We start from the raw sequence: 22,930 nt of genomic DNA on the forward strand, positions 1-22,930 counted from the left end.
CGAAGCGGCTTCAAAATTAGTTGTAAGACTGCGAAGCAGGCTGAAGACGGCCGCACAGCATACTGCCATTTCCGCCGTAGCATAGCTAGACCGCTTACTCCTGGAGGACGGCCAAAACACTTACGCTGCCGGACAACGACAGGGTTGTGGAAGTTGCGAGAGATAACTGACAGTTTGTGGTTGCTGGTTGGTGAAGGCCGCATAGCCAAAGGGTGGCATGAAGACGTCGAAATGGATCAAATTTGTGGAAATGTCAAATTTTTGTTTGCAGCGGTTTTCAGAAAGTGTATGATTGTCAATTGGCAATTATACATTGTGTCTTAGACGCGGTCTCGATGGAGCAGGCGCGTCGACTATCTCAGGAGGAACTGACTACCATGCAACTTGATGATGATTTGACCGCATCGCCAAAGAAATATCTGAAGTGGCCGATGCTGACATTACTGACGTTTACCACGATCGTCGGTTTTGAAGACGTTATTTATCCGTTCCAGAACCAAGGCTTGTCTGTTGTGTTTTCATGGATCTTCATGGCAATCGCCTATGTCTTGCCTTATGGGATGATCTCTGCACAGATGGGATCGACATTCAACGAAGTCGGCGGTGGGCTGGCGTCTTGGTCTCGCCGGGCAATTGGGGACGGCGCAGGCTATTGGACCGGCTGGATGTTTTGGGCCAGCCTGATGCCTTACACCGTCGATGTCGCCAACTCTGTGATCGTGTCGCTGTCGTGGACGATCTTAGGCGACAACACACTGGACAAATACATGAATAATGTGATGTTCGGGGTCTTCACGTTTGCTGTGATCGGGGCGTTCTTGTTGTTCCAGAACTTGGTTCAACGGTCGCTCGAGATCCTTGGGATGCTTGCCGGTGGGGCGATGTTTGTCATGACGATGCTGTTTGTCATCATGACGGTGGTCGGCCTGCATCAAGGCGTTCATATCGCTACCCAGCCATTCACATGGTCCGCATTCATTCCTAAGTTTGACACGCATTATTTTGCGACGACCGGTTTATTAGTCTTTGCGGTTTCCGGTGCGGAGCTGGGCGCGGCGTACATTACTAAGCTGCGGAATCCAAAGTCGGAATTCCCTAAGGCGATGTATCTGTTAATCGTGCTGACCGTATTCTTGACCGTGTTCGGTTCTTTGGCTTTAGGCGTGTTCTTCAACGCCCATGATCTGCCTAACGATTTGAAGATGAACGGGGCTTTCTACGCATTCGAACGCTTGGGTCAAAGCCTCGGGGTCGGTAAGCTGATGCTGCACATCTACTCGTTTGTCTCCTTCATCTACATGCTGTCACAACTTGGCGTGTTGCTGGATGCGTCTAGCCGGGTGCTGTCATCTGATTCTTCCGACCGGTACATGCCAAGTTGGATGCGCAAAAAAGACCGCTCCGGCCGGCCGATCCATTCTTACACCCTGACCGCTGGGTTGTGCCTGTTCTTGTTGCTGCTGTCAGGTACGTTGCCGTCGATCAACTCGATTTTTAATTGGCTGTTGAACCTCAACGGGATCGTGACGCCATATAAGTCTTGCTGGTTGTTCATCGGGTTTATTGCGCTACGGCTACATGAAAGCGATCATGATTCACCGTTTGTCTTCATCAAGCGTCGTGGCTTGGCAATCACCGTCGGCATCTGGGGCTTCTTGTTCGCGTTTGTCTGCGCGACCTTGGGCGTTTTGCCGCAAGACGGGACGCTTTGGTCCGGCTACTGGTGGCAGCAGTTGGCGATGAACATTGTTTCCGTCGCTGTCTTGTTTGGCGTCGGTGGCATCATGCCGTTGTTGGCCCGGCGTGAACGCAAGCAAAAAGGCATCGCATAGTTTACTGAAGAGTCGTGCTCAGGCACGGCTTTTTCTGCAAGCGAGGCGTGTCTGTGGTACACTATTACTGCATTGTTTAAATTAAAATGGAGGCGTAATGCATTGGCAGATCGACCAATTCGGGTGCGCTATGCACCAAGTCCTACCGGCCATCTTCATATCGGAAATGCCCGGACGGCACTGTTTAACTATCTTTTTGCACGTCACAACAACGGCACGATGGTTCTGCGGATCGAAGACACAGACACCAAGCGTAACATCGCAGACGGTGAAAAGAGCCAAATTGAAAACCTGCACTGGTTAGGGATCGATTGGGATGAAGGTCCAGACAAGGGTGGCGACTTTGGGCCGTACCGGCAGTCTGAACGCAAAGACATCTACATGAAATACATCAACCAGCTTCTTGAAGAAGGTAAGGCTTACGAGTCTTACAAGACTGAAGAAGAACTGCAAGCAGATCGTGAAGCCCAACAAGCCAACCACGAGATGCCTCATTACGTCTACGAATATGAAGGCCTGACGGAAGACCAGAAGCAAGCCAAGATTGCTGCGGCTAAGGCCAAAGGTTTGACTCCGGTCATCCGGTTCCACATCCCGCAAGATAAGACTTACGAGTGGAACGACATCGTCAAAGGCGACATCAGCATCGATGGCAACACCATCGGCGGCGACTTCGTGATTTTGAAGCGCGACGGCATGCCGACCTACAACTTTGCCGTGGTCGTTGATGACCATCTGATGCAGATCACACATGTTTTGCGTGGGGATGACCATATCGCCAACACCCCGAAGCAGATGGCGGTTTACGAAGCCCTCGGCTGGGAAGCACCTGTGTTTGGCCATATGACGCTTATCATCAACGGCGCGACCGGCAAGAAGCTGTCCAAGCGTGACGAAAACGTCTTGCAGTTCATCGAACAATATCGTGAACTCGGTTACCTGCCGAACGCGATGTTCAACTTCATCACGTTGCTTGGCTGGTCGCCTAAAGGTGAAGACGAGATCTTCACGAAGAAGGAATTCATCAAGATCTTCGATGAACACCGCCTGAGCAAGTCGCCAGCCCGTTTTGACCAAAAGAAGCTGGAATGGGTCAACAACAAGTACATCAAAGAAACGCAGCCTTCTGAACTGACCGCTTTGGCGTTGGAAAACTTGATCGAAGCCGGCCGCTTCGCCAAGGATCCAGATGCGTCGACGGTTGAATGGGCACGCCAGATGATCAGCTTGTACATCCCTCAGATGAGCTACACGCAACAAGTCGTTGACTTGTCGAGCATCTTCTTTGAAGATCGCACCGAGCTCACCGAAGACGAGATGAAGGAGCTGGCAGACGACAACGCCTTGCCGATCATCAAGATGCTCAAGGAACGCCTCGAAAATCTTGATCTGTTCACCGCTTACTTCATCAACCAAGAGGTCTACCAGATCCGTTTGGCGACCGGCGTCAAGGGCCGCAAGCTCTACATGCCAGTCCGTATCGCCGCGACCTTCCATATGCACGGGCCACAATTGGCTGAGACAATGGAATTGATGGGTCGGGCCAAAGTGATGGCTAACATCGATCGGGTTTTGGCTTTGATTGAAAAATAGGTTTTCAACGAACTGCCTTTTCTGCGGAAAGGGCAGTTTTTTTGGCAACAATGCTAGTTGTGAGAAATTGTTAAGTAGTCCTCACTTTATTATCATAATTGCGGTACAATCGAATGCATTGATGATATTCGGAGGCAACAGGAATGACCATGATCCAGATCCCAGCTTTGTTACAACAATGGCAACCGGCGTTTGTCGCGTTGCGGCACGAACTCCACCGCCATCCCGAACTCGGCTTGGCGACGGTGAATACTGCCGCGACGGTTGCGGCCAAGCTGCGCGCTTATGGCTACAAAGTCACAACCGGTATCGGAGGTAATGGCGTCGTCGGGCAACTGCGGCGCGGCACTGGCACCAAAACGATCGGCCTGCGCGCGGATATGGATTGTCTGCCGATCACGGAAGCGACCGGTTTGGCATACGCCAGCACGGTTCCTGGTTTGATGCACGCCTGCGGGCACGACGGCCACATGACGACGATGCTGGCGGCGGCTCGGTATCTGGCGGCCGCCGGACATTTTGATGGCACCGTCAACGTGATCTTCCAGCCCGGTGAAGAAGGGGTGCACGGCGCGGCCAAAATGCTCGCAGACGGCTTATTTGCCCGCTTTCCTTGCGACATGTTGTTTGGCTACCACAACTGGCCACATCTCGATGACGATACGATCTATATCCAGCCAGGTGCCGTGATGGCAAGCTCAGACCGCATGCGCATTACCATCCACGGGCACGGCGGGCACGCCAGCGCGCCTGAGCGCACGGTAGATCCGATCGTGGTCGGAGCGGCGTTGGTGCAGAGCCTGCAGACGGTGGTGGCACGCAACACCGCCCCGCTGGCGTCTGCAGTGGTGACGGTCGGCAGTTTTCTGGCTGGGGCTGAAGCCACTTACAACGTGATCCCGGATTCTGGGCAGCTGTTGTTGAGTATCCGCACGCTGGATCCGGCGGTGCGCGATGCCACGATTCAGCGGATCGACGCGCTTGCAACGGGGATCGGGGCCGCTTATGGTGCCCAGATCACGTGTGAACATTTTCAAATCTCGCCGGCAGTACGTAACGCGGCCCAACCGGCAGCACTGGCCCAAACCGTCGCCACAACGCTGTTTGGTGAGCGGTATGTACGCAAACAGTTTGAACCGGTGATGGCGTCTGAAGACTTCGCGTATATGTTAGATGCCGTCCCGGGGTGTTACGCCTTGATGAGTGGTGGCAAAGATAAGCCGTATGTGCACACGTCGACGTTTGATTTCGATGACCGCCTGATCCCGAAGATGGCGACTTATTTTGCCAGGATCGTGGAAGCATATCTCGTTTGATCAAACAACAATGGCCTGCAAAACCGGTGAGGGTTTGCGGGCCATTGCGATTTATTCATGCAACTCTGCGGCGACGGGTCGGCCCTGCCAAAAGGCGAGCAGGTTATCGAGGGCTTGTTCGACCATCTGGGCGACGGCGATGTCGGTGTAATAGGCGATGTGCGGCGACAGCATCACGTTGGGCATCGCCAACAGCTCATCCCACAGCGGATCAGAAAAAGTTTCGCCGGTGGTCAGCTGCAGGAGATCTTCAGCTTCGTGTTCGAAGGTGTCGATTGCCACGCCGCCTAGCTTGCCACTGCGCAAGTGGTGGCGCAACGCAGTGGTGTCGATGACGTTGGGACGCGCGGTGTTGATGATCAAAGCGCCGGGTTTCATCAGCGTCATCGCCTTGTCGTCGAGCAGATGATTGTTGGCGCTGGTGCCTGGAACGTGTAGCGTCACGATGTCGCTTTGGGCCAACAAGGTTGCCATTGGCACCGGAGTGAAAGTCAGATCGGAACGTGCTGGCAGGTGGTCGTCGGTGACCAGGACCCGCGTCCCAAAGCCGCTGAGCATGCGGATGACCGCCTGGCCGATACGTCCGGTACCGATCACGCCGACAGTACAGTGACCGAGTTGGCGACCCATGAAGGTTTTGGCGAGTTGATAGTCGGCGTCGTGCAGCGCGGTTTGCACCGCACCGGCTTGGCGCAACAGGTAGAGCATGCTCATCACGGTGAATTCTGCGATCGCTTCTGGCGAGTATGCAGGGACGTTGCTGACCCGGATGTGGTGAGCGCTCGCGGCGGTCAAGTCGACGTTTTCATAGCCGGCGTTGCGCAGCGCGAGATAAGGCAGGTCATGGGCTGCCATCAGCGCAAACAAGTCGCTGGCGTAAGGCACGGTTTGAAAGCTGGTTAGCGCATCGAACCCATAGGCCAGCGGCAGGGTCTGCGGGGTGAGGTAGTCAGGATGCAAGGCGATTTGATTGGCGGTACGCGCAGCCCACTGTTGGAAATACGTGACTTCATCACCGCGCACGCCATAGGCACAGATCTTCATGATTGCTCCTCCGAGTTGAAATAGAAACTTCAGTTTAGCATGGATCCGCAATTTTGTAAGCGGTTTTAAAACAATATTAAAAAAATGGCCGCCATGGGTGGTGGCGACCAAGGAGTAAGGATTGGCCAAGCAGTGGGTAGCTGCCTGGCGATTTTTACTTGGAGGAGTAAAAATGAAAAAGTTGGGTATGGGTATGGAAATGAGTGGGTGGCTCGTTTCCATGCTTATAATATAATCTGAGAATGTGAAGAAAGTGTGACGATGCCTAATAAATCTTGGAAAAATTGTGTGAGCAAATTAATTGCTTAATCGGTAATTGATGCGTAAGCTTGAGGGGTAGACCGGTAACGTCAAAAGGAGGAGATCAACATGGCAATTCAGTTTGATCCGCAAGCCGTCGAGAAGCTGACACCGCATCTCGGGGCTGATAAGCGGCTGTTGTTAACGTTTGAAGACGGGGTCGGACCTTATTCGCAACACGCGATGATCCACATGCAGGTACAGTTCACGCTGAACGTGATCAAAAAAGACGCCCCGGCAGAAGACTACGATGTCGACTTGCCGAGCAACCTCGGGCCGGTAAGCATCAAAGGGTATTCGCAAGAAGACCTTGATCCGCATTTGAGCATCCACTATAACCCTAGCATGGCCATTTTTACGTTGAGCGGTGATGGCGGCGACATCGACGATAACGTCGGTTTCATTGACTTTACTGAATCCTAATCGTTATCACCAGACGCTCTCATTGAAAAAAGGGTACAATCATCGATGACAAAAGATGATTGTGAGGCAAGATTGTGCAATACCGATTCGAATCTGGATTATCGATTCATGAAATCAAGAAGCTTTACGGGGCAGTGGGTTGGACCCATTACCTTAGTGACATTGGCGAAACCGCACGCGGTATCGCCAATTCCACGATGCTGACCGCGCGTACCGATGAGGGAAGCCTGGTCGGGGTCATTCGTGGCGTGTCGGATATGCATACGGTGTTGTTCATTCAAGACCTTGTTGTGTTGCCAGAATACCAACATCAAGGTATCGGCCATGAACTGCTCGATCAGTTCGACGAGTACTTCAAACAAGTGGCACGGATCGTTGTGGTGACTGACGATCCTAGCATGCAGGCGTTCTTCGCAGACGCCCATTACATTCCAGAAAACGACACGGCGATCACGACCATGATCCGCCCGCGCCGGTTGTTGGAACCAAAATATTAAGCATGAAAAAAGAGACGCGTCTGCGTCTCTTTTTTGATACCTGGCGTTAGCCGATTTTGGGTAACCGCGGAAACTTAGCAGTAAAGGTAGCGCCGTGCGGCTTGACGTCGCTGACAGTGAGCTTGCCATGATGGGCGCTGACGATCCAAGCACCGATGGACAGCCCGAGGCCGCTGCCGCCGGTTGTGCGATTGCGGCTGGGATCTAAGCGGTAGAAGCGCTCAAAGATGTGCTTCTTGGCGTCGTCTGCGATCGTCGGGCCGGAGTTGGCGACTGCCAATGACCAGTCGTTACTTGAACATTTGACGTTCACCCAGACGCGATCGCCGCTGGCGGTATATTTGAACGCGTTGTCCAGCAACAAGACCGTCAACTGATGGATCCGTTCCGCGTCAAACATGGCGGTGCCGTTTTCAGGCAGGTTGATGGTGAAGGTTTTGTCCTGGCTGGCGGCGATGTCTTCATAAGGCCGCAAAAGCTTGGTGAAATATTGGCTCAGTTCGTGAGGTTCGATCAACAATTGCTGGGCGTTGGAGTCGGCCTTGGCGATCGTCAACAGGTCGCCGGTCAGCTGTCGAAGCCGCTTGGTTTCGTTCAGGCTGGTGGCGATGGCCTCGGTTTGGTCGATGATCTTGGCGTTGGGTTTGGTGAGCATCGCTTCTTGTTGGCTCTGGATCACCGCCAGCGGCGCGCGCAATTCGTGGGCGGCATCGGCGACGAAATCTTGTTGGTGTTGCCAGGCGACGATGATCGGCTTGAGCGAGCGGTTAGACAGCCAATAGGCCAAGGCCAACGCCAACAGCCAAAAGATCACCATCGTTAAGATCAAGGCTTGGCGGAACGACTTTAAGGCAAACATCTGTGAGTCGATGTTTTGCACGACCATGACGTATTTGCCGGCGTACAACGGATTGGGATTGGATTTGCGGACCTTCAACAAGATCGTCCGAAACGTCCCACTGGTGGTGGTGAGGGTACGCATCTGGTTGAGGTTTTTCTTGTTGAGTTTGATGTATTGCAGATAATAATATGCGTCCATGCCGATCTGGGCTTGGTTGGTGATCTTGCCTTGGTTGTTGAAGACCACAATGGTGGTGCGAAACGGGCTGGTATCGGTATTTTGCGGTTTACCGGCCCGCATCGGGCGGCCGAGGTCGCCGTTATCGTTAGCGTTGAGCATTTTACGCTTCTGTAGCACTAAGGCTTGATCGATATCGCGGTACACGGAGCGTTCATACATGACAAAAACGATCAGGCCCAAGGCGATGAACAGGCCGGCAAACGTTAGAAATTGGGTGATGAACAACCGTCGGCGTTGGTGTTCGATTGCGGGATCATTGTGCAATTAATCTGCCTCACTTTGTAGGATGTACCCGACGCTTCTGATCGTGCGGATCATGGCAGCCGCCGGGGTCTGGCGAAGTTTCTTGCGGAGGTTGGACATGTAGACTTCTACGACGGAGATCGCGGTATCAGAATCGAACCCCCAAAGGCGATCAAAGATCTGATCTTTGGTGATGATGGTGTCTGCGTTTTGGAGTAAGTAGACGAGCAGGTCGTATTCCTTGCCGTTCAAGGTGACTTCAGCATCTTGAACGGCGACGCTGTGGCTGGCGATGTCGATGGTGATCGGGCCACACACCAAGAGGTTGTCAGCGGCGAGCTTGCCGGTGCGCTTCAACAGGGCTTTCAGACGCATGACCAGTTCTTCGCGGTGAAAAGGCTTGGTCAGATAATCATCGCCGCCCAGCGTGAAGCCACGCAATTTGTCTGCCAAGGCGTCTTTGGCCGTCAAGATCAACACTGGCGTTTGCACCCCGGTGTGGCGGATGCTTTTGAGTAGGTCAAAGCCGTTCATCTCCGGCAACATGATGTCGAGTACCATGGCGTCATAGATGTCTTGAGCGGCCAAAAATTCCCCGTCGCTGCCGGTCAATGCAGGCGTGGGTTCAGCGAATTCGCTGATGAAATCACAGATGCTTTGGTTCAAGTTAGGATCGTCTTCAACAACGAGGATCTTAGGTTTATCTGGCAACGATGGGGACCTCTTTTCTATTGCTTACTATATCCGCTGAAGCCTAAAAGTACCTTAAACGGCGCTTGCAAGTCGCCGGGTTTGACGTAGAATTAGGGTTAAACGATGATAATGGAGATGAGACGATGGAACCGACAGAAGCAATCACCCGCGCTCAGAAAAAAGAAGGCGCCAACAAGTTATTGGAGCAAGGCTTTATCACGGAACGCGACGAACCGGCGATGATGGACAAAGATTGGTGCAACGATTATTTGTTACAGGTCAACGATGAACTGCGCCTGCGCAGCCTGTCTAAGCGTGCCGTGTTGAAGAAATTCAACTATTACATGGGCGACGGCGTGATCATCTACGATCCGGAAGTCATCAATGAAGTCGATGCCAAACGCAAGCTCCGCTATGCGCTAGGCTTTCACAAGTAGCACCGATTTGCCGACGCTGTGTCCGGCTTCCAAGGCTTTGGTCGCCGCGACCAGATTAGCGAGGGTCAAATCGGCCTTGGCGGTGACGCTGGCGTCGAGCTTGCCGCCGGAATATAGCGTTACGATGCGATCTAGGATTGCGCGCGTTGATTTGAAGGCGACGCCGTAGTCGGATTTGGTGAACATGTATTCTTGATCGAAGCTGGCACTTTTTGGCTTCAATGCGGCTAGATCCAACGGCTGCGTTGGGGTGACGATGGTGACGACATGCCCCAGCGGCGCGATCAGTTGTGTGGCCGCGGCCAGATAAGGTTCCGGTGCGTACAAAATGGCGATGCCGTCGACTAGCCGTGGGATCTGTTGCTGCCAGTCGTCGTGGTAGTCCAGCGGAACATCTGTGCCATGCTGTTTGAGCCAGTCGAAGTGGTCTTTGCTGGCCGTGGCGATAACCGTCAATCCCGCCCAGTGAGCCAGCTGGGTGAGCATCGAGCCCACGCCGCCGGCACCGTTGATAACGAGGATTGTCTTGCCGGCGTTGGCGTCGGCGTGGGGGATGAAGCCCATTTTTTCAAACAAGACTTCCCAAGCGGTCAGGCCAACAAGGGGCAAGGCCGCCAGCTCTTCAGCCGGGGCAGCGGCAGGGGCTGAAGCGACCAGATTAGCCGGCACGGCTTGGTAATGTTGATAGCTACCGGCTTTTTTAGTGGTACCGGCGTATAAGACACGTTGTCCGACGAAAAATTCGGTCACCGCGCTTCCCAGCGCTTCGACGCGCCCGACGGCATCATACCCGAAGATCTTCGGATCGGTTTGCTTTGGCAGGCTCGCGCGAAGTTTGGTGTCGATCGGATTCAACGACAGCGCTTGGATGGCGACGACGATTTCATTGGCCGCAGGCGTGGGCATCGGCAACTCGACTTGAGTGAAGCAGTTGGGGTCGGAGATGGGCAGGCCTTCGTAAGCGGCAAAAGCAAGATTAGTTGGCATATAGAGGCTCCTTTGTTGGTAAGCGGATTATTAAGTTTTCTTTACCTAGTGTAATTCAACCCGCCTGTCTGGTAAACTAGGTGCACAATACTCGTGAAAAGAGGTCCCACATGACGCACGTGAAAAAAAGCCATGCTTACGGCTTATTGATCATCTTGGTGCTTGCCGCGGTCGTTTTCAGCTGGATCGGCTGGTTTGCGACAAATCCGCAGGACTGGTTGGCTAAAGTGTCAACGATCAGCCTTGGCGTCGGTTTAGCCGTTGGCGTATGGCTGTTGGTGGGATTAGATGATTCTTGCCAAACCCGCAAAGGCCGCTTCTGGGTCGATATTATCGTCGGTGGTTGCATGATGCTTCTTATTTATCTGTTCATGCTCGGGTTGACGTTTGATTGGCTCTTCACCTTTGGCGCCGTCGCCATCGTCTTTGTGCTCGCGTTTCTTTTTTCATTCCGGCATATGTAAAAAGCCGCCAACCGGCGGCTTTTTGTTTGCAAAATTATTGGACGTGTTGCACGGCGATCTTGACCCCTTCTGGCAGGCGCGGCCGCAACGTGGTGATGATCGAGTTGAGGTCTGCGCGGAAGGTCAGGCGGACGAAGCGACGTGAGGTGATGTTGAAAATAGCCACCACAAGTTCCCGTCCGTCAGGCAAGCTTAACGGCGTCAGTGTGATCGCGGTCAGCTTGGTATACGGAATCACCCGCGAGAAAACGCCAGAGGCGATCACCCGCGTTGGCGTCAGCCCGCTGTTGCCGGCCAAGATGACTAAAGTGATGAAGGCAGCGATCATCACGATGTAAGGGAGATTGTTGATGCCAGCGGTGACGAACCACATGGCCAAAACGGCGGCGAAGAATAGCTGGAAGCCGGAGTAATTGGCCCGGACGTCGATTTGGCGGTGCCAGTAGAGAAAATAGATCCCGGCGACGAGTAGTCCGGCGTCAATGATCATTAAGAAGAGTTCAAACATGATGATATCGTTCCTTTCAGTTGTCGGCTTCGTGATAAAGCCCGGACACTTGTTGATACCAGCTAAACAAGCGGGTGATGACAATTTTTAACACGGCAAACCCCGGGATCCCGAGGATCACCCCGGCCAGTCCAAACAGATTGCCGGCGGTCAACAAGACGACCACGATCGTGATGGGATGCATCTCAAGTTTGGAGCCCATTACAAGCGGTGAGATCAGTTGCGTTTCGATCAGCCATTCAATAAAGAAGGTGATGATGACGGCAATCAGCATTTTCGGACTTGTGACCGCGCCGACGATCAAGGCCGGGATCATCGCCAATGCAGAACCAAAATACGGGATCAGGTTCAACGGACCGGCGATCAAGCCAAGGATCAACCCAAAGCGCAGGCCGATGATCGAAAAGCCGGTCATGAAGATGATCGCCACCGCCAGCGCGACGGTGAGTTGGCCCTGGACGTAGGAACCGACCTTGGCGTTCATCTCTTGCAGCATCTGCATGATGCTGGCGCGTAGTTTGGTCGGAAACAGCACGACCATCTTCGGGGCGAACTTGCTACCGTCTTTGAGCATGAAGAACAAAATGATCGGGGCGGTGGAAATGGTGACCAAGACGTTGCCGACGATGCCAACAAAATTTTGAAGCTGGGCGACAGTGCCGCTCAACCAGCTGCCTCGTTTCAAGTTGAGGCTGTCCATGAACTCGGTGGCGAGGTTGTTGAGATCTTGTTGTGAGATCAAGTCCTGGTGCGCGTTGAGATCTGTTAACCAGCGGGTGAAATCACGCCAGTAGGTCGGATACGACTGCACGATGTTGCTGAACTGGCGCTCGATGGTGGGCACCAGCTTGATGACGGCAAGCGCCAATAATGTCAGCACCGCCAACAAGATCAAGGCAACGGCAAGCGTGCGTCGCATCCCACGACGCGTCAGCCAATTGACCAAGGGATTCAACAAGTAAAATAAGATGCCTGCAAAGATAAACGGTGGGGCGACGATTTTGAAGAAAGTGCCCACGGGTGCAAAGACCCATGAGATCTGGGTAAAGATCCAGATCGCCAACAGCACCAACACCACATTCAGGCAGGCGGCGGTGAATTTGTTATTTAAGAAGCGGCGGTAAAACCAGGATCTCTTTTCCATCAACGGCCTCCTTCGTGTGGCAAGTGGTTACATTATTCATCATACCGAACTATCGCAGAAGATGCCACTGAGAGCTATTATAAAAGTAACCGTTTACATTTGGAGATGTCATCCTAAAATAATATGTATCGTTTTTTTACATAATGTAAATTCAAATCGTTACAAGACGATACATTTAGAATAAATGCCTTGAAACGGGCACTTAATGTAAAATTAATGTATAATTCTCCTTTACATTCCGCCTGAATGCTGTATACTAAGTAACATAGTAAGCCAGACAGGTGGAAGGGAGTGTCATCAATGACATCAGTTACAATTATGAAGTGGAGTTTACGCGCGTTGGTCGTTTTAACCGCTGTTCTCATGTTTACCCACATGGCGACCGCCGCGATTTTACTGTTAGCCGTCGATGTGCACTTCGGCGTTTTCTACGAAATGACGCGTAACAAGTGCGATCGTCGCCAACTTAAACACATCCCGGTGACTCACCGGATGTAATCCTTTCAGCGACAACAGGGCCTTCCAAATTTATTTGGAAGGTTATTTTTGTGCGAACAATTGCTTGCAAACGCCTGTTCGTTCTGGTACGCTATGGGTATACAAACGCAGGTGCGATACTGCGAGACACAGACTCGTCACGGCTTGCCGTGCAGGTGATAGAAAGGAGTGGGCCCATGCCTACCCGCAAGACTGAGAAACGTTGGGAAGAGATTCTCAAAACTATTCATCATTCAATTGAAGACCGCGGTTTTCCGCCAACGGTGCGAGAAATCGGGAAGGCGGTCGGCCTGTCTAGCTCCAGCACGGTCGCCGCACACCTGACACGGTTGGAAGCGCAAGGGTTGATCGCCAAAGATCCGACCAAGCCGCGGACATTGATGTTGACACAGGCAGGACGCGATTACATCGGCGTGACCAACGGCGGGATCCCGATCGTCGGCACCGTTGCCGCAGGGGTGCCGATCACCGCGATTCAAAACATCGATGATTACTTTCCGCTTCCGGATAATCTCGGCTATGAAGCCGACGAGCTGTTCATGCTCCGGGTTTCTGGCAACTCGATGATCAAGATGGGGATCCTTGATGGGGATCAGATCATCGTCAAAAAACAACAGACCGCTGAAAATGGCCAAGTGGTTGTGGCGATGACGCAAGACAGCGAAGCAACCGTCAAGCGTTTTTACAAAGAAGACGGCCGGGTGCGGTTGCATCCCGAAAATGATGACATGGACGATATGTATTTCGATACCGTCACCATCTTAGGTGTTGTGGTCAGCCTTTACCGGCCAGCGCTCGTATAGAAAAAATCCCGACTTCTCAATAGAAGAGTCGGGATTTTTTGATTTAGTCAGTGTAAGGTGCGCACGGCGAGCATCACGATCGGAATCACGACCATGGAAAACAGCGTTGTTGCACTGACGGTGATCGACGCGTTGGAGGCGTCTGCGCCATAGAGCTTGGCGACGACTGGGGCGTTGGTCATCACCGGCATCGCGGATTGCAACAAGAAGACCTGCTTCATCAGCGTCGGTACCGGCGCGGCAAAAACAAGCAGGAACATGATGATCGGGGCGAACACGAAGCGCCCGGCAAAAACCCCGAGGAGCTCGCGGTTAAAGCGAATGTTGCGCAGTCCGGCTTGATACATGCAGATCCCGATGAAAAACATCGAGCCCGGGATCGTGAGGTCACCGACATAGGTCAGATCGCTCATCAAGAAATCAGGCAATTTGACGCGGATCAACACCAAGATGACGCCGACAATAAACCCAAGTAACGGCGGGGAGAAGACCTTGCCGATCACCTTTTTCAAATCAAAGCGAGCGGGTTGCGGGCCATCGGCTTGAATGAGGTAGACGCCGATCGTCCAAAAAATCGTGGTGTTGGCCATGTAATAAACCAGCACGTAAGGCAGACTTTTCGGTCCGAAAAGCGCCATGTTCACCGGCAACCCGATGAAGACGGTGTTGGAGTTGAAAAACATCGATTTGAACAAGCCGCGGCGGCCTTTTGGTACCGCCAGTGCGCGGCAGACGCCAAACGACAGGCCAAAAAGGATCGCCATCGACATCACCGGAAAGCGCAGGTCTGGCAGGATCGTGGCGAGTTGTTTGGCGGAAAAGTCGCTGGTAATCGTGACAATCATGTAGGCCGGTAAGGCGACTTGGGTGACAGTTTTGGCAATGATGCGGCTGGAGCGATCGTTGAACCAGCCGATAGCAGTGAGAATGTAGCCGATGGCGATCAAGATCAAGATCTCAAGCACCCCGAAAACACTGGAAATAAATGCAGTCAAGTTGGGACTCCTTATCAAATCAAAATGACGCGGCGTTAAAATAATCAGCGTCGCGGGTCTTGCGGGCGTTGTAGCGTGAAGGTTGTGCCCAAGCCGGCATAATGATTGCCGCTTAAGCGCGCCAGTGGGTCGAGCTGGTCAAAATCGATGTGTAGTGAATCAGGAGATAAGACGGTTTGGGCATAATGAAACGCAACGACTTCTAGGATCAGCATGTCGTAGCGGCCACCGGTTGGCGCGGTGATCGGGATGTGTTGCTGAAGCCGGCATTCAAGGCGGGCGCGACTGTCGGCCAAGCCCGGGGTCGTCAACTTATCGCTGGCGATCAGGGGCAGATGCAACAAGTCAGCTTCGCTGATCGTTGGATCGAGTCCGGCGGCACTTTGGTTCATCGCGCCAGCCTCTGATTGTGAGACGAGATGCACCACAGCTTCATGCGTGCGCAGTAAGTTCGCAGGGGTGTCTTTCAGCGCGTCCCCAAGCCGGCCGATGGCAAGCGACAACAGGCCGCCGCCAACTCCGCTGAAGAATGAAAACGGCGCAAGGTTGATGCCCCCTGCTGGGTTTTGGGTGGTTACCCAAGCCACCGGGCGAGGGACGATCGTGGCGGACAAAAGCTTGTAGCGGTCCGCTTCGCTGAGGGTTGCTGCATCGATATCGTACATCTTAACCTCCATATTGAGTGTAGCGCATTTGCAGATTGATTAATAGAGATGGTGAAAACAATGAGAAAAACCGGTACAAGCCAACCCAGTTCGGATTGCCCTGTACCGGCGTTATCGGTCGCTGACGGTTATTGAAGCTCACCGTCAGCGTTGACGGTGACATATTGATTGTCACGGGTGTCTTTGTTGATCACGACGAATGTGAAGTTGTCGCCGCTTTGCCCTATCGCGGTGATGGTATTGTCGCTACTTGGATATTGTTGTTCAACGATCGCCTGTGCAGATTCAACGGTCAGGTTATCACTGCTCGAATCGCTACTACTTGAACTGCTTGAATCGCTACTGCTGGTGGCGCTGGATTGCGAAGCACTGTCTCGTTTAGTGTGGCTTTCACTGTGCGTGCTTGCCGGCGTTTCGTTTGTTTGGCTAGATTGGCTGCTGGCTTGACTGCTCGTGCTATCGCTACTGGTGTCAGTGCTGCCGCCTTGGGCCGAGAGGGCGGCGTCAATGGTCGGCACGGCGTGAATGCTGGTGCTTAGCGTCAGTGATTTGTGCACGTAATGATACGTTTGCGCGAGGCCTTTTTTCAAGGTGACGCGGTTGTTCAACACGGTGGTGAGATAAGTCGGATAACTCGCGTGGCTGCCACCGTAGCGTGAAGTCGTGGCCGGGGTTTGCGCCCTCATGGCCTTAGCGCTGTGGTAGGTGAAAATCACGGCGCTGGTACTATCGAGCTTGAGCGATTTGGTGGTGCCGGTATAAGTGCCAGTGTCGATGATCGTGCGGACAGAGTCGCCTTTGATCTGTTGCTCGCGGCGAAAATGGCCGTTGTCTTGGATCCGGAGATAGACCCGGACGCTGAGCGCTTCGCCATCAGGATCGTTGGCAGCACCACTAGCTGTGTAGGTGCCGGCTTGGGCATGAGTGGCAGTTGGGGTGGTGTCGATGATATGACTCGATGCGGAGTCTTCGGCATCTGGCCCCGAGACCTTGGCCCCGCGATAGATCAAAAATAACGTCACCGCCGCGATGGCGACTAAACTCCATACCAATATCCACAGACCTGTGTGCCGTCTGCGTCGTCTGCGTCGTCGCATAGTTGTCCTCCTCCAGTAGATTAGATACCGTCCATTGTACCGCGAATTCGGGTGACAAACCGATATTCTTAATTATTTTTAATTGATGCAAACATGGTAAGATGTTGGCGAGGTGAACGTGATGCAACAACACTACATGATTCAAGATAATCAATTACGCCCGACAACAACCCCGGCAGTCTGGTTGCGGGTGACCGAACCGACGCAAGCGGAGCTGACTGCCCTTGATTCGGCATACCGGCTACCTTTTGATTATCTTTCAGCCGGCCTTGATCCGCACGAAGACCCGCGGACGGTCGGGGTCCATCAAAACGCCAAGCATCCCGGACTGGTGGTGATGCGCGTCCCTGTCGAAACCAGCAATGCGCAAGGCGATCGCGTGTTTGAGACGCGGCCGGTGGCGCTGATCTTAAGCGGCAAGCAGCTGATCAGTGTGACCCAGGCGCCACTTGAGGTGATCGACGATTTTGTGACCCAGCCCACACCGGTGGCAGACGCCGAAGACTTGGCGTTGGCACTGATGCAAGCGATTCTGGATGCCTTCGTGGCTGATGTCGACGCTATGGATGCGCAGACGCGCGCGATGGAAGGGCGACTGGCTTCGGCGAGTCGTAACACGATCTTGTATGAGATCATCGCCTTAGAGCGCAGTCTGGTGTATTTTGATTCTGCTTTAACGCAGACGCAAGAAGTCGTTCATAAGCTGGTGGCCTCCGCCCGTTATTTCACCACCGACGAGCATCTCTACCGCTTGCATGCCGTCAACGTCGAGTGCGGCCAGGTCTTGACCGTGGCCAATTGTGCCCGGGAGTTGCTCGACCAGTACAACACCGCGGTGTCGGCAATCGTGGGCAATAACTTGAATCTCATCATGAAGGTCTTGACCAGTGTGTCGATCATCATGACGATCCCGGCGATCGTGTCGGGCATCTGGGGGATGAACACCTGGTTGCCGCTGCGTTCCGGCAAGGCCGGCTTTGTCATTTTGCTGGCGTTGATGTGGATCTTGTGTGGCGTGTGCGCTTGGCTGCTCAAACGTAAAGACTATTTTTGAATGAATGCCAACGGCTCGCAGCCACTGCCCATTTATTGGACGATGGTTGCGAGCCGTTCGCGTTATTTTTGGCTATTGGTCAATTTAAGCGGATCGACCCAGGCGGCGTATTGTGCAGCGGTGACCTTGCCTGACGCCAAAGCGGCGGCTTTTAAGGTGCTGCCATTTTGCTGGGCGGTTTGGGCGATCTTGGCGCTGGCTTCATAGCCGATGTGTGGCGACAAAGCCGTCACCAGCATGAGGGATTGGTCGACGAGCTGGCGCATGCGGACTTCGTTAGCCTGCAGGCCTTGAACCAACAAGCGGTTGAACTGGTCGACGCCGCCGATCAAGAGGCTGGTCGATTCCAAGAACGCGGCGATGATGACCGGCTTATAGACGTTCATCTCGAAGTTGCCTTGAGAATCTGCGACGCCGATCGTGACGTCATTGCCTAAAACGCGCGTGGCAATCATCGTGAGTGCCTCGGCTTGCGTCGGGTTGACCTTGCCTGGCATGATCGAGCTGCCAGGCTCGTTGGCGGGGATGGTCAACTCGCCATAGCCGCCGCGCGGACCGCTTGCCAAGAAGCGGATGTCGTTGGCGATCTTGAGCAGATCGGCCGCCAGGGTCTTCAAGGCGCCGTGGACGACAGTGAGCTCAGAGTGTGCGGCCAGCCCGTGAAATTTGTTGGGCATCTCGACGAAAGGCTGCTTGGTGAGCGCAGCGATGGTGGTAATCATCGCGTGGGTGGCTTCAGGGGTGGTGTTCAAGCCTGTGCCGACGGCGGTGCCACCTAGAGGCAACTGGGCGAGTTGTGGCTGAAGTTGCCGCAAAGTGGTGATGTCTTGTTGCAAGGTTGCGACCCAGCCAGAGACTTCTTGGCCAAAAGTCAGCGGCGTGGCGTCTTGCAGGTGGGTCCGACCGAGCTTGACGGTCGACCAATAGGCGACCTGCTTGGCTTCCAGGCTGTCCAGCAATCCTTCCATGGTGTGGATGACTGCCGTGATCGCGTCAAAGGCCGCCATGTGCATCGCTGTCGGAAAGGTGTCGTTGGAGCTTTGCCCGCAGTTGACGTGGTCGTTGGCCAGCACGGTCAAACCGCTGTTGTGGCTGGCCAGATGGGCCAACACCTCGTTGACGTTCATGTTGGTCTGGGTCCCGGAACCAGTTTGATAGACGCGCAAGGGAAAATGGGTCATCAATGACGCGTCGTCGAGGCCAAGCAGTTCTTGGGCGGCCGCGACGATCGCGTCAGCGACAGGCTGATCGATCGTGTTGGCTTGGCCGTTGACCTTGGCCGCGGCAGATTTGATCGTGATCAGCGCTTTGATGACGGCCACAGGCATCTGCGGACCGGTGGCAAAATTGTGACGGGAGCGTTCGGTTTGAGGGCCCCACCAGACGTTGTCGGGAATCTCGACGGGACCGATAGAATCATTTTCAATGCGCATCAAAAGCCTCCAGAGAGTTAGTGAATGATTTGTAAGAGCTGGGTCATTGCCGGCGTCTGGCGCTGGCCGCGACGAGTGACGACGGAAATGCAAAACCGTGGTTGACCGGTGGCGCGAAGCGGCAACGCCACTAACCCATCTTGCGGCAAAACCGCCATCGCCGTCAATAGCGCGATGCCAACGCCGGTTTGAATCAGCTGTTTGAGCAGGGTGACGTTGGTCGTGCGATAAACAATCTGTGGCGTCACCCCGGTGGAGCGGCTGAACCAAGCGAAGGCCTGGGCATGGACGAAGCCTGCAGACAAACTCACGAACGGGGCCGTGGCGACTTGATCGAAGGTCAATGTTGACTGGTTGGCGAGGGGATGAGACTTGGGGACAACAATGGTAAAAGGCGAATCCGTCAGTGGCTGAACGTTGAGCTCAGGTGCGATCAGCGGTCCGTCAGACCCGAGCAAGGCAATGTCGAGATCGCCGGCTCGCAGCGACTGGAGCAGGCTTTGGCTGCCGGCCTCGATCGTCTCTAGCCTCGGCATCAAGCCGGCGGCGACAAGCTTTGGCGCCAGCGTGGGAAAATAAAAGCTACCGTTGATCGGTGGCAGGCCGAAGCGGATCTTGGGTTGGCGCGCGGCTTGGAGCTCTTTTTCCGCCAGGTGCAGTTGCGTGTTGATGGCGCGGGCCCGGTCATAAAGTTGCTGGCCTGCCGGCGTCACGGCGAGATGGCCGTGGCTTTGGTCGCGATCGATGAGTTGGATCGCAAAGTGTTTTTCCAGCCGCTTCAAGGCGATGGTGATCGTCGGTTGCGTCACGCCAAAATGCGTGGCGACTTGCGAGAAGTTTTTTTGTTCGACCAATGCCACAAAGTATTCCAAATCACGCGTGTTCATGCGCCGCCTCCTTGTCATATAAGCAGATTTTATCACAACTGCGCGGTTTGACTATTTTTTTTTCGAAGGCTTATGATGAGCACGTAATTAACTCGGAGGCGACAATGATGACATATACCGCACAGCAACTTTTGCATGATCCGTTTTTGAATAAAGGCACGGCGTTCACCCAGGCCGAACGCGATCGCTATGGTTTGAACGGTTTGCTGCCACCGGCGATCCAAACCCTCGACCAGCAGGTGACCCAGGCCTATGCCCAATATCAAAGCAAGGCAGACGCGCTGGCCAAGCGGCTGTTTTTGATGCAGCTGTTTAACACGAACCACGTGTTGTTTTACAAGCTGTTCTCCCAACACATCGCAGAATTCATGCCGATCGTCTACGACCCGACCATCGCGGACACCATCGAGCATTATTCAGAGCTGTTTGTTGAGCCGCAAAACGCGACTTATCTGTCCATCGATCGCCAAGATGAGATCGAATCGGCCTTGCGCCATTCTGCCAATGGCCGCGATATCCGCCTGCTCGTGGTGACGGATGCCCAAGGAATCTTAGGCATCGGCGACTGGGGGACGCAAGGCGTCGATATCGCCGTCGGCAAGCTGATGGTATACACCGCCGCTGCCGGGATCGACCCGTCGCAGGTGTTGCCTGTGGTGTTAGACGCCGGCACAGACAACCAAGCGTTGCTGGATTCAAAGCAGTACCTCGGCAATCGGCATCCCCGGGTGGCAGGCAAGGCCTATCGCGCGTTTGTCGATAAGTTCGTCGCGGCTGCGGAGAAGCTTTTCCCACATCTATACTTGCACTTTGAAGATTTTGGGCGCGACAATGCCGCTGATATCCTGGAACAATACCGCAACCAGATCACGACGTTCAACGATGATATTCAAGGCACCGGCATCATTGTCTTGGCTGGCATGCTGGGGGCTTTAAACATCTCCAAGCAACCTATGACCGACCAAGTTTACATGAGTTTCGGCGCCGGCACGGCAGGGGCTGGGATCGCGGCGCGGGTGTATGAAGAATATCTCGAACAAGGCCTGACACCTGAAGAAGCCAAGCAGCGGTTTTATTTGGTCGACAAACAAGGGTTGTTGTTTGCAGACGATCCGACGCTGACGCCGGCCCAGCGCAAATTTGCGCGCCAGCGTTCTGAATTTGCCCATCCCGAAGCGTTGACGACGCTGGAAGCCTGCGTGGCGGCGATCCACCCCGATGTTCTGGTCGGGACATCGACGCAGCCGGGAACCTTCACCGAAGCCGTCGTCAAGGAAATGGCGGCCCACACCAAGCGACCGATCATCTTCCCGCTGTCGAATCCGACCAAGTTGGCCGAGGCCAAGGCGGAAGATCTGATCCGCTGGACCGATGGCAAGGCGTTGGTCGCGACCGGGATCCCAGCCGCGCCGGTGACGTATCAAGGCGTGACGTATGAGATCGGGCAGGCCAACAACGCGTTGGTATATCCCGGCTTGGGGCTGGGGACGATCGCAGCCACCAGCAGGTTGTTGACGGATGCGATGATTTCTGCTGCCGCGCACAGCCTAGGCGGCATTGTTGATCCCACAAAACCAGGCGCCGCGGTACTGCCACCGGTGACCAAGCTCGATCAATTCTCTAAGACCGTTGCGCTCGCCGTCGCTCAACAAGCCGTCGCAGATGGGCTGAACGAAATGCCGATCGCTTCTGTGTCCCAGGCGGTCGAAGCCGCGCAGTGGCAACCCGAATATCAACCGCTCGATGTGACTATGAGCGATTAAATCCCTATGAATACAAAACAAGCCCCGACCATTTTTCGGTCGGGGCTTGTTTGTTTTAGTTGACGGGCTGGTGGGCTTCCAGAAATGCCAAGGCACTGGCATAATCTGGTTCTTCGGTTTGCTCGATGATCAGCTGACGATAGGCGATCGTCCCATCTGGTGCAAGGATCCAAACGCTGCGGGCGTCGGTGTTATTTTCTGCGACGAATAACCCGAGGGCTTTGCCAAAATTGCCATCGACATCTGCCAGCAGTTGCATGTTGGCGACGCCTTCAGCCGCACACCAACTCTGTTGTTGGGCGACGGTGTTGGTCGAAATCGTGTAAAAGCCGATGCCTTGGAACTGGTCCATCGATTGGTTAAAATGCTTGGTCGAAATGCTGCAGACGCGGGTGTCAATGTCTGGCACGACGCTGATCAGGTTGTAGTGCCCCGCCAATTCAGCAGGGTTAAACGGCTGATCGGTGGCGATCGTCACCGAAAAATCTGGGAATGTTTGGCCGACGCGTGGTGGTTGCGCGTTGGTTTGCTGTGGGTTGCCGTGACGGGTGATTTCCATGATTGCCCCTCCTTGAATGCGACTGGTCGACAAATACTATGTTCAGTTTACCATGAGGATTAAAGTTGAGTCACGCGCCTTTGGTTTGTTATGCTTGAATCAAGCAGTTAGAAAGGGTGACCGTGATGGCCAAGATTTTAGTCGTGTACCAATCGCAGACTGGGTTCACCCAGCAGTTTGCGTTGTGGCTGGCCAAGGGGCTTCATTGTGAATTACTGGATACCAAATTTGTCACCGAAGCAGATTTTACCCACTGCGAACTCGTCATCTATGGCGGTCACGTGATGGGCAAACAGATCGCGGGTTTTCATCATTTTTACCGGCAGTATCAAGCCTTGTTGCCAGAAGCGCTGATGGTTTTTGGCACCGGCGTGTTGCGCCTCCCGACGTATGAAGTCGCGCGCATCAGGGCCCGCAACTTCCGCGAGTGTGAGCTGCCGCCGCAGTTTTACTACCTGCGCGGCCAAGCGACGCTGGCCCCGTTGCCGTTGCGGTTACGCGTTCGCTTGCATGTGCAAGGCTATCGTGACGACGACGATTGTGAAACCGGCCGCCGTGCCGTGCAGCCAGTGTTAGACGCGGTTGCCCGCATGGATCCCACAGCGTTGTAGGGA

The 22,930-nt window shown here is 54.1% G+C and carries 24 protein-coding genes; 12 read left to right on the forward strand and 12 right to left on the reverse strand.

The features are described 5' to 3' along the window. The first annotated feature begins 377 nt into the window (after positions 1-377). The 3 genes from ACYVRB_RS08990 to ACYVRB_RS09000 all read left to right on the forward strand — a co-directional run bounded on the left by ACYVRB_RS08990 (position 378) and on the right by ACYVRB_RS09000 (position 4,741). Positions 378-1,832, forward strand: a complete 1,455-nt coding sequence (locus tag ACYVRB_RS08990) for an APC family permease (RefSeq protein ID WP_461214902.1) — start codon at positions 378-380, stop codon at positions 1,830-1,832. Between the two features lie 102 nt (positions 1,833-1,934). Next, a complete protein-coding gene (gltX, locus tag ACYVRB_RS08995; RefSeq protein ID WP_461214904.1) occupies positions 1,935-3,425 on the forward strand; it encodes a glutamate--tRNA ligase in 1,491 nt (496 codons plus the stop codon). A 143-nt stretch (positions 3,426-3,568) separates the two neighbouring features. Further along, complete coding sequence (locus tag ACYVRB_RS09000) at positions 3,569-4,741, forward strand: amidohydrolase (protein WP_461214906.1); 1,173 nt, start codon at positions 3,569-3,571, stop codon at positions 4,739-4,741. 51 nt (positions 4,742-4,792) lie between these two features. Here the strand turns inward: ACYVRB_RS09000 and ACYVRB_RS09005 are convergent, their stop codons facing one another. After that, the gene (locus tag ACYVRB_RS09005; protein ID WP_461214908.1) at positions 4,793-5,785 is read right to left on the reverse strand and encodes an NAD(P)-dependent oxidoreductase; all 993 of its coding nucleotides are present in this window, start codon (positions 5,783-5,785) and stop codon (positions 4,793-4,795) included. 369 nt (positions 5,786-6,154) lie between these two features. Between ACYVRB_RS09005 and ACYVRB_RS09010 the strand changes: the two genes are divergently transcribed. Then, positions 6,155-6,508: an iron-sulfur cluster biosynthesis family protein gene (locus tag ACYVRB_RS09010; RefSeq protein WP_461214910.1), complete on the forward strand. Its 354-nt coding sequence runs from the start codon at positions 6,155-6,157 to the stop codon at positions 6,506-6,508. Positions 6,509-6,582: 74 nt separating this feature from the next. After that, complete coding sequence (locus ACYVRB_RS09015) at positions 6,583-7,005, forward strand: GNAT family N-acetyltransferase (protein ID WP_461214912.1); 423 nt, start codon at positions 6,583-6,585, stop codon at positions 7,003-7,005. A gap of 46 nt (positions 7,006-7,051) precedes the next feature. Here ACYVRB_RS09015 and ACYVRB_RS09020 read toward each other — a convergent pair whose 3' ends face one another. Together ACYVRB_RS09020 and ACYVRB_RS09025 are read right to left on the reverse strand one after the other, a co-directional pair. After that, positions 7,052-8,350 (reverse strand): sensor histidine kinase, encoded by a 1,299-nt coding sequence (locus ACYVRB_RS09020; RefSeq protein WP_461214914.1) that lies wholly within the window; start codon positions 8,348-8,350, stop codon positions 7,052-7,054. Continuing rightward, entirely contained in the window at positions 8,351-9,040 is a 690-nt protein-coding gene (locus ACYVRB_RS09025) for a response regulator transcription factor (RefSeq protein ID WP_461214916.1), read from the reverse strand. It abuts the gene before it with no gap. Between the two features lie 125 nt (positions 9,041-9,165). On the opposite strand from ACYVRB_RS09025, the gene ACYVRB_RS09030 reads away from it, so the two are divergent. Next, entirely contained in the window at positions 9,166-9,459 is a 294-nt protein-coding gene (locus tag ACYVRB_RS09030) for a hypothetical protein (RefSeq protein ID WP_461214917.1), read from the forward strand. On the opposite strand, the gene ACYVRB_RS09035 is transcribed toward ACYVRB_RS09030, so the two are convergent. Next, positions 9,442-10,446, reverse strand: coding sequence for an alcohol dehydrogenase catalytic domain-containing protein (locus ACYVRB_RS09035; protein WP_461214919.1), 1,005 nt, complete (start codon positions 10,444-10,446; stop codon positions 9,442-9,444). The genes ACYVRB_RS09030 and ACYVRB_RS09035 overlap by 18 nt on opposite strands. A 110-nt stretch (positions 10,447-10,556) precedes the next feature. Between ACYVRB_RS09035 and ACYVRB_RS09040 the strand changes: the two genes are divergently transcribed. Then, on the forward strand, positions 10,557-10,910 hold the full coding sequence (locus ACYVRB_RS09040) for a hypothetical protein (RefSeq protein WP_461214920.1): 354 nt from the start codon (positions 10,557-10,559) through the stop codon (positions 10,908-10,910). Positions 10,911-10,944: 34 nt separating this feature from the next. Here ACYVRB_RS09040 and ACYVRB_RS09045 read toward each other — a convergent pair whose 3' ends face one another. Together ACYVRB_RS09045 and ACYVRB_RS09050 are read right to left on the reverse strand one after the other, a co-directional pair. Further along, positions 10,945-11,418, reverse strand: a complete 474-nt coding sequence (locus tag ACYVRB_RS09045; RefSeq protein WP_461214922.1) for a hypothetical protein — start codon at positions 11,416-11,418, stop codon at positions 10,945-10,947. 16 nt (positions 11,419-11,434) lie between these two features. Then, positions 11,435-12,565 (reverse strand): AI-2E family transporter, encoded by a 1,131-nt coding sequence (locus tag ACYVRB_RS09050; RefSeq protein WP_461214923.1) that lies wholly within the window; start codon positions 12,563-12,565, stop codon positions 11,435-11,437. A 297-nt stretch (positions 12,566-12,862) separates the two neighbouring features. Between ACYVRB_RS09050 and ACYVRB_RS09055 the strand changes: the two genes are divergently transcribed. Beyond that, positions 12,863-13,060, forward strand: coding sequence for a hypothetical protein (locus ACYVRB_RS09055; protein WP_461214925.1), 198 nt, complete (start codon positions 12,863-12,865; stop codon positions 13,058-13,060). Positions 13,061-13,236: 176 nt separating this feature from the next. Further along, a complete protein-coding gene (lexA, locus tag ACYVRB_RS09060) occupies positions 13,237-13,863 on the forward strand; it encodes a transcriptional repressor LexA (protein ID WP_461214927.1) in 627 nt (208 codons plus the stop codon). A 47-nt stretch (positions 13,864-13,910) separates the two neighbouring features. Here lexA and ACYVRB_RS09065 read toward each other — a convergent pair whose 3' ends face one another. The 3 genes from ACYVRB_RS09065 to ACYVRB_RS09075 all read right to left on the reverse strand — a co-directional run bounded on the left by ACYVRB_RS09065 (position 13,911) and on the right by ACYVRB_RS09075 (position 16,620). Beyond that, positions 13,911-14,858, reverse strand: a complete 948-nt coding sequence (locus tag ACYVRB_RS09065) for an AEC family transporter (RefSeq protein ID WP_461214928.1) — start codon at positions 14,856-14,858, stop codon at positions 13,911-13,913. A 44-nt stretch (positions 14,859-14,902) separates the two neighbouring features. After that, positions 14,903-15,523, reverse strand: a complete 621-nt coding sequence (locus ACYVRB_RS09070; protein ID WP_461214930.1) for a flavin reductase family protein — start codon at positions 15,521-15,523, stop codon at positions 14,903-14,905. Between the two features lie 128 nt (positions 15,524-15,651). Further along, the gene (locus ACYVRB_RS09075; protein WP_461214931.1) at positions 15,652-16,620 is read right to left on the reverse strand and encodes a hypothetical protein; all 969 of its coding nucleotides are present in this window, start codon (positions 16,618-16,620) and stop codon (positions 15,652-15,654) included. A 121-nt stretch (positions 16,621-16,741) separates the two neighbouring features. Here ACYVRB_RS09075 and ACYVRB_RS09080 point away from each other — a divergent pair, with 121 nt between their 5' ends. Next, a complete protein-coding gene (locus ACYVRB_RS09080) occupies positions 16,742-17,674 on the forward strand; it encodes a magnesium transporter CorA family protein (protein WP_461214933.1) in 933 nt (310 codons plus the stop codon). Between the two features lie 62 nt (positions 17,675-17,736). Here ACYVRB_RS09080 and ACYVRB_RS09085 read toward each other — a convergent pair whose 3' ends face one another. Both ACYVRB_RS09085 and ACYVRB_RS09090 read right to left on the reverse strand, forming a co-directional pair. Continuing rightward, positions 17,737-19,107 (reverse strand): class II fumarate hydratase, encoded by a 1,371-nt coding sequence (locus ACYVRB_RS09085; protein ID WP_461214934.1) that lies wholly within the window; start codon positions 19,105-19,107, stop codon positions 17,737-17,739. A 17-nt stretch (positions 19,108-19,124) separates the two neighbouring features. Next, positions 19,125-19,994 carry a LysR family transcriptional regulator gene (locus ACYVRB_RS09090; protein ID WP_461214935.1) on the reverse strand — a complete coding sequence of 290 codons (870 nt, stop codon included), beginning with the start codon at positions 19,992-19,994 and terminating at the stop codon, positions 19,125-19,127. Here ACYVRB_RS09090 and ACYVRB_RS09095 point away from each other — a divergent pair. Next, complete coding sequence (locus ACYVRB_RS09095) at positions 19,961-21,757, forward strand: malolactic enzyme (protein WP_461214937.1); 1,797 nt, start codon at positions 19,961-19,963, stop codon at positions 21,755-21,757. The two genes, ACYVRB_RS09090 and ACYVRB_RS09095, sit on opposite strands and share 34 nt — an antisense overlap. A 55-nt stretch (positions 21,758-21,812) precedes the next feature. On the opposite strand, the gene ACYVRB_RS09100 is transcribed toward ACYVRB_RS09095, so the two are convergent. Beyond that, positions 21,813-22,316, reverse strand: coding sequence for a thiol peroxidase (locus ACYVRB_RS09100; RefSeq protein ID WP_461214938.1), 504 nt, complete (start codon positions 22,314-22,316; stop codon positions 21,813-21,815). 125 nt (positions 22,317-22,441) lie between these two features. Between ACYVRB_RS09100 and ACYVRB_RS09105 the strand changes: the two genes are divergently transcribed. Then, the gene (locus ACYVRB_RS09105; protein ID WP_461214940.1) at positions 22,442-22,927 is read left to right on the forward strand and encodes a flavodoxin domain-containing protein; all 486 of its coding nucleotides are present in this window, start codon (positions 22,442-22,444) and stop codon (positions 22,925-22,927) included. Positions 22,928-22,930 lie beyond the last annotated feature (3 nt).

The organism is Lacticaseibacillus boliensis (assembly GCF_054784775.1).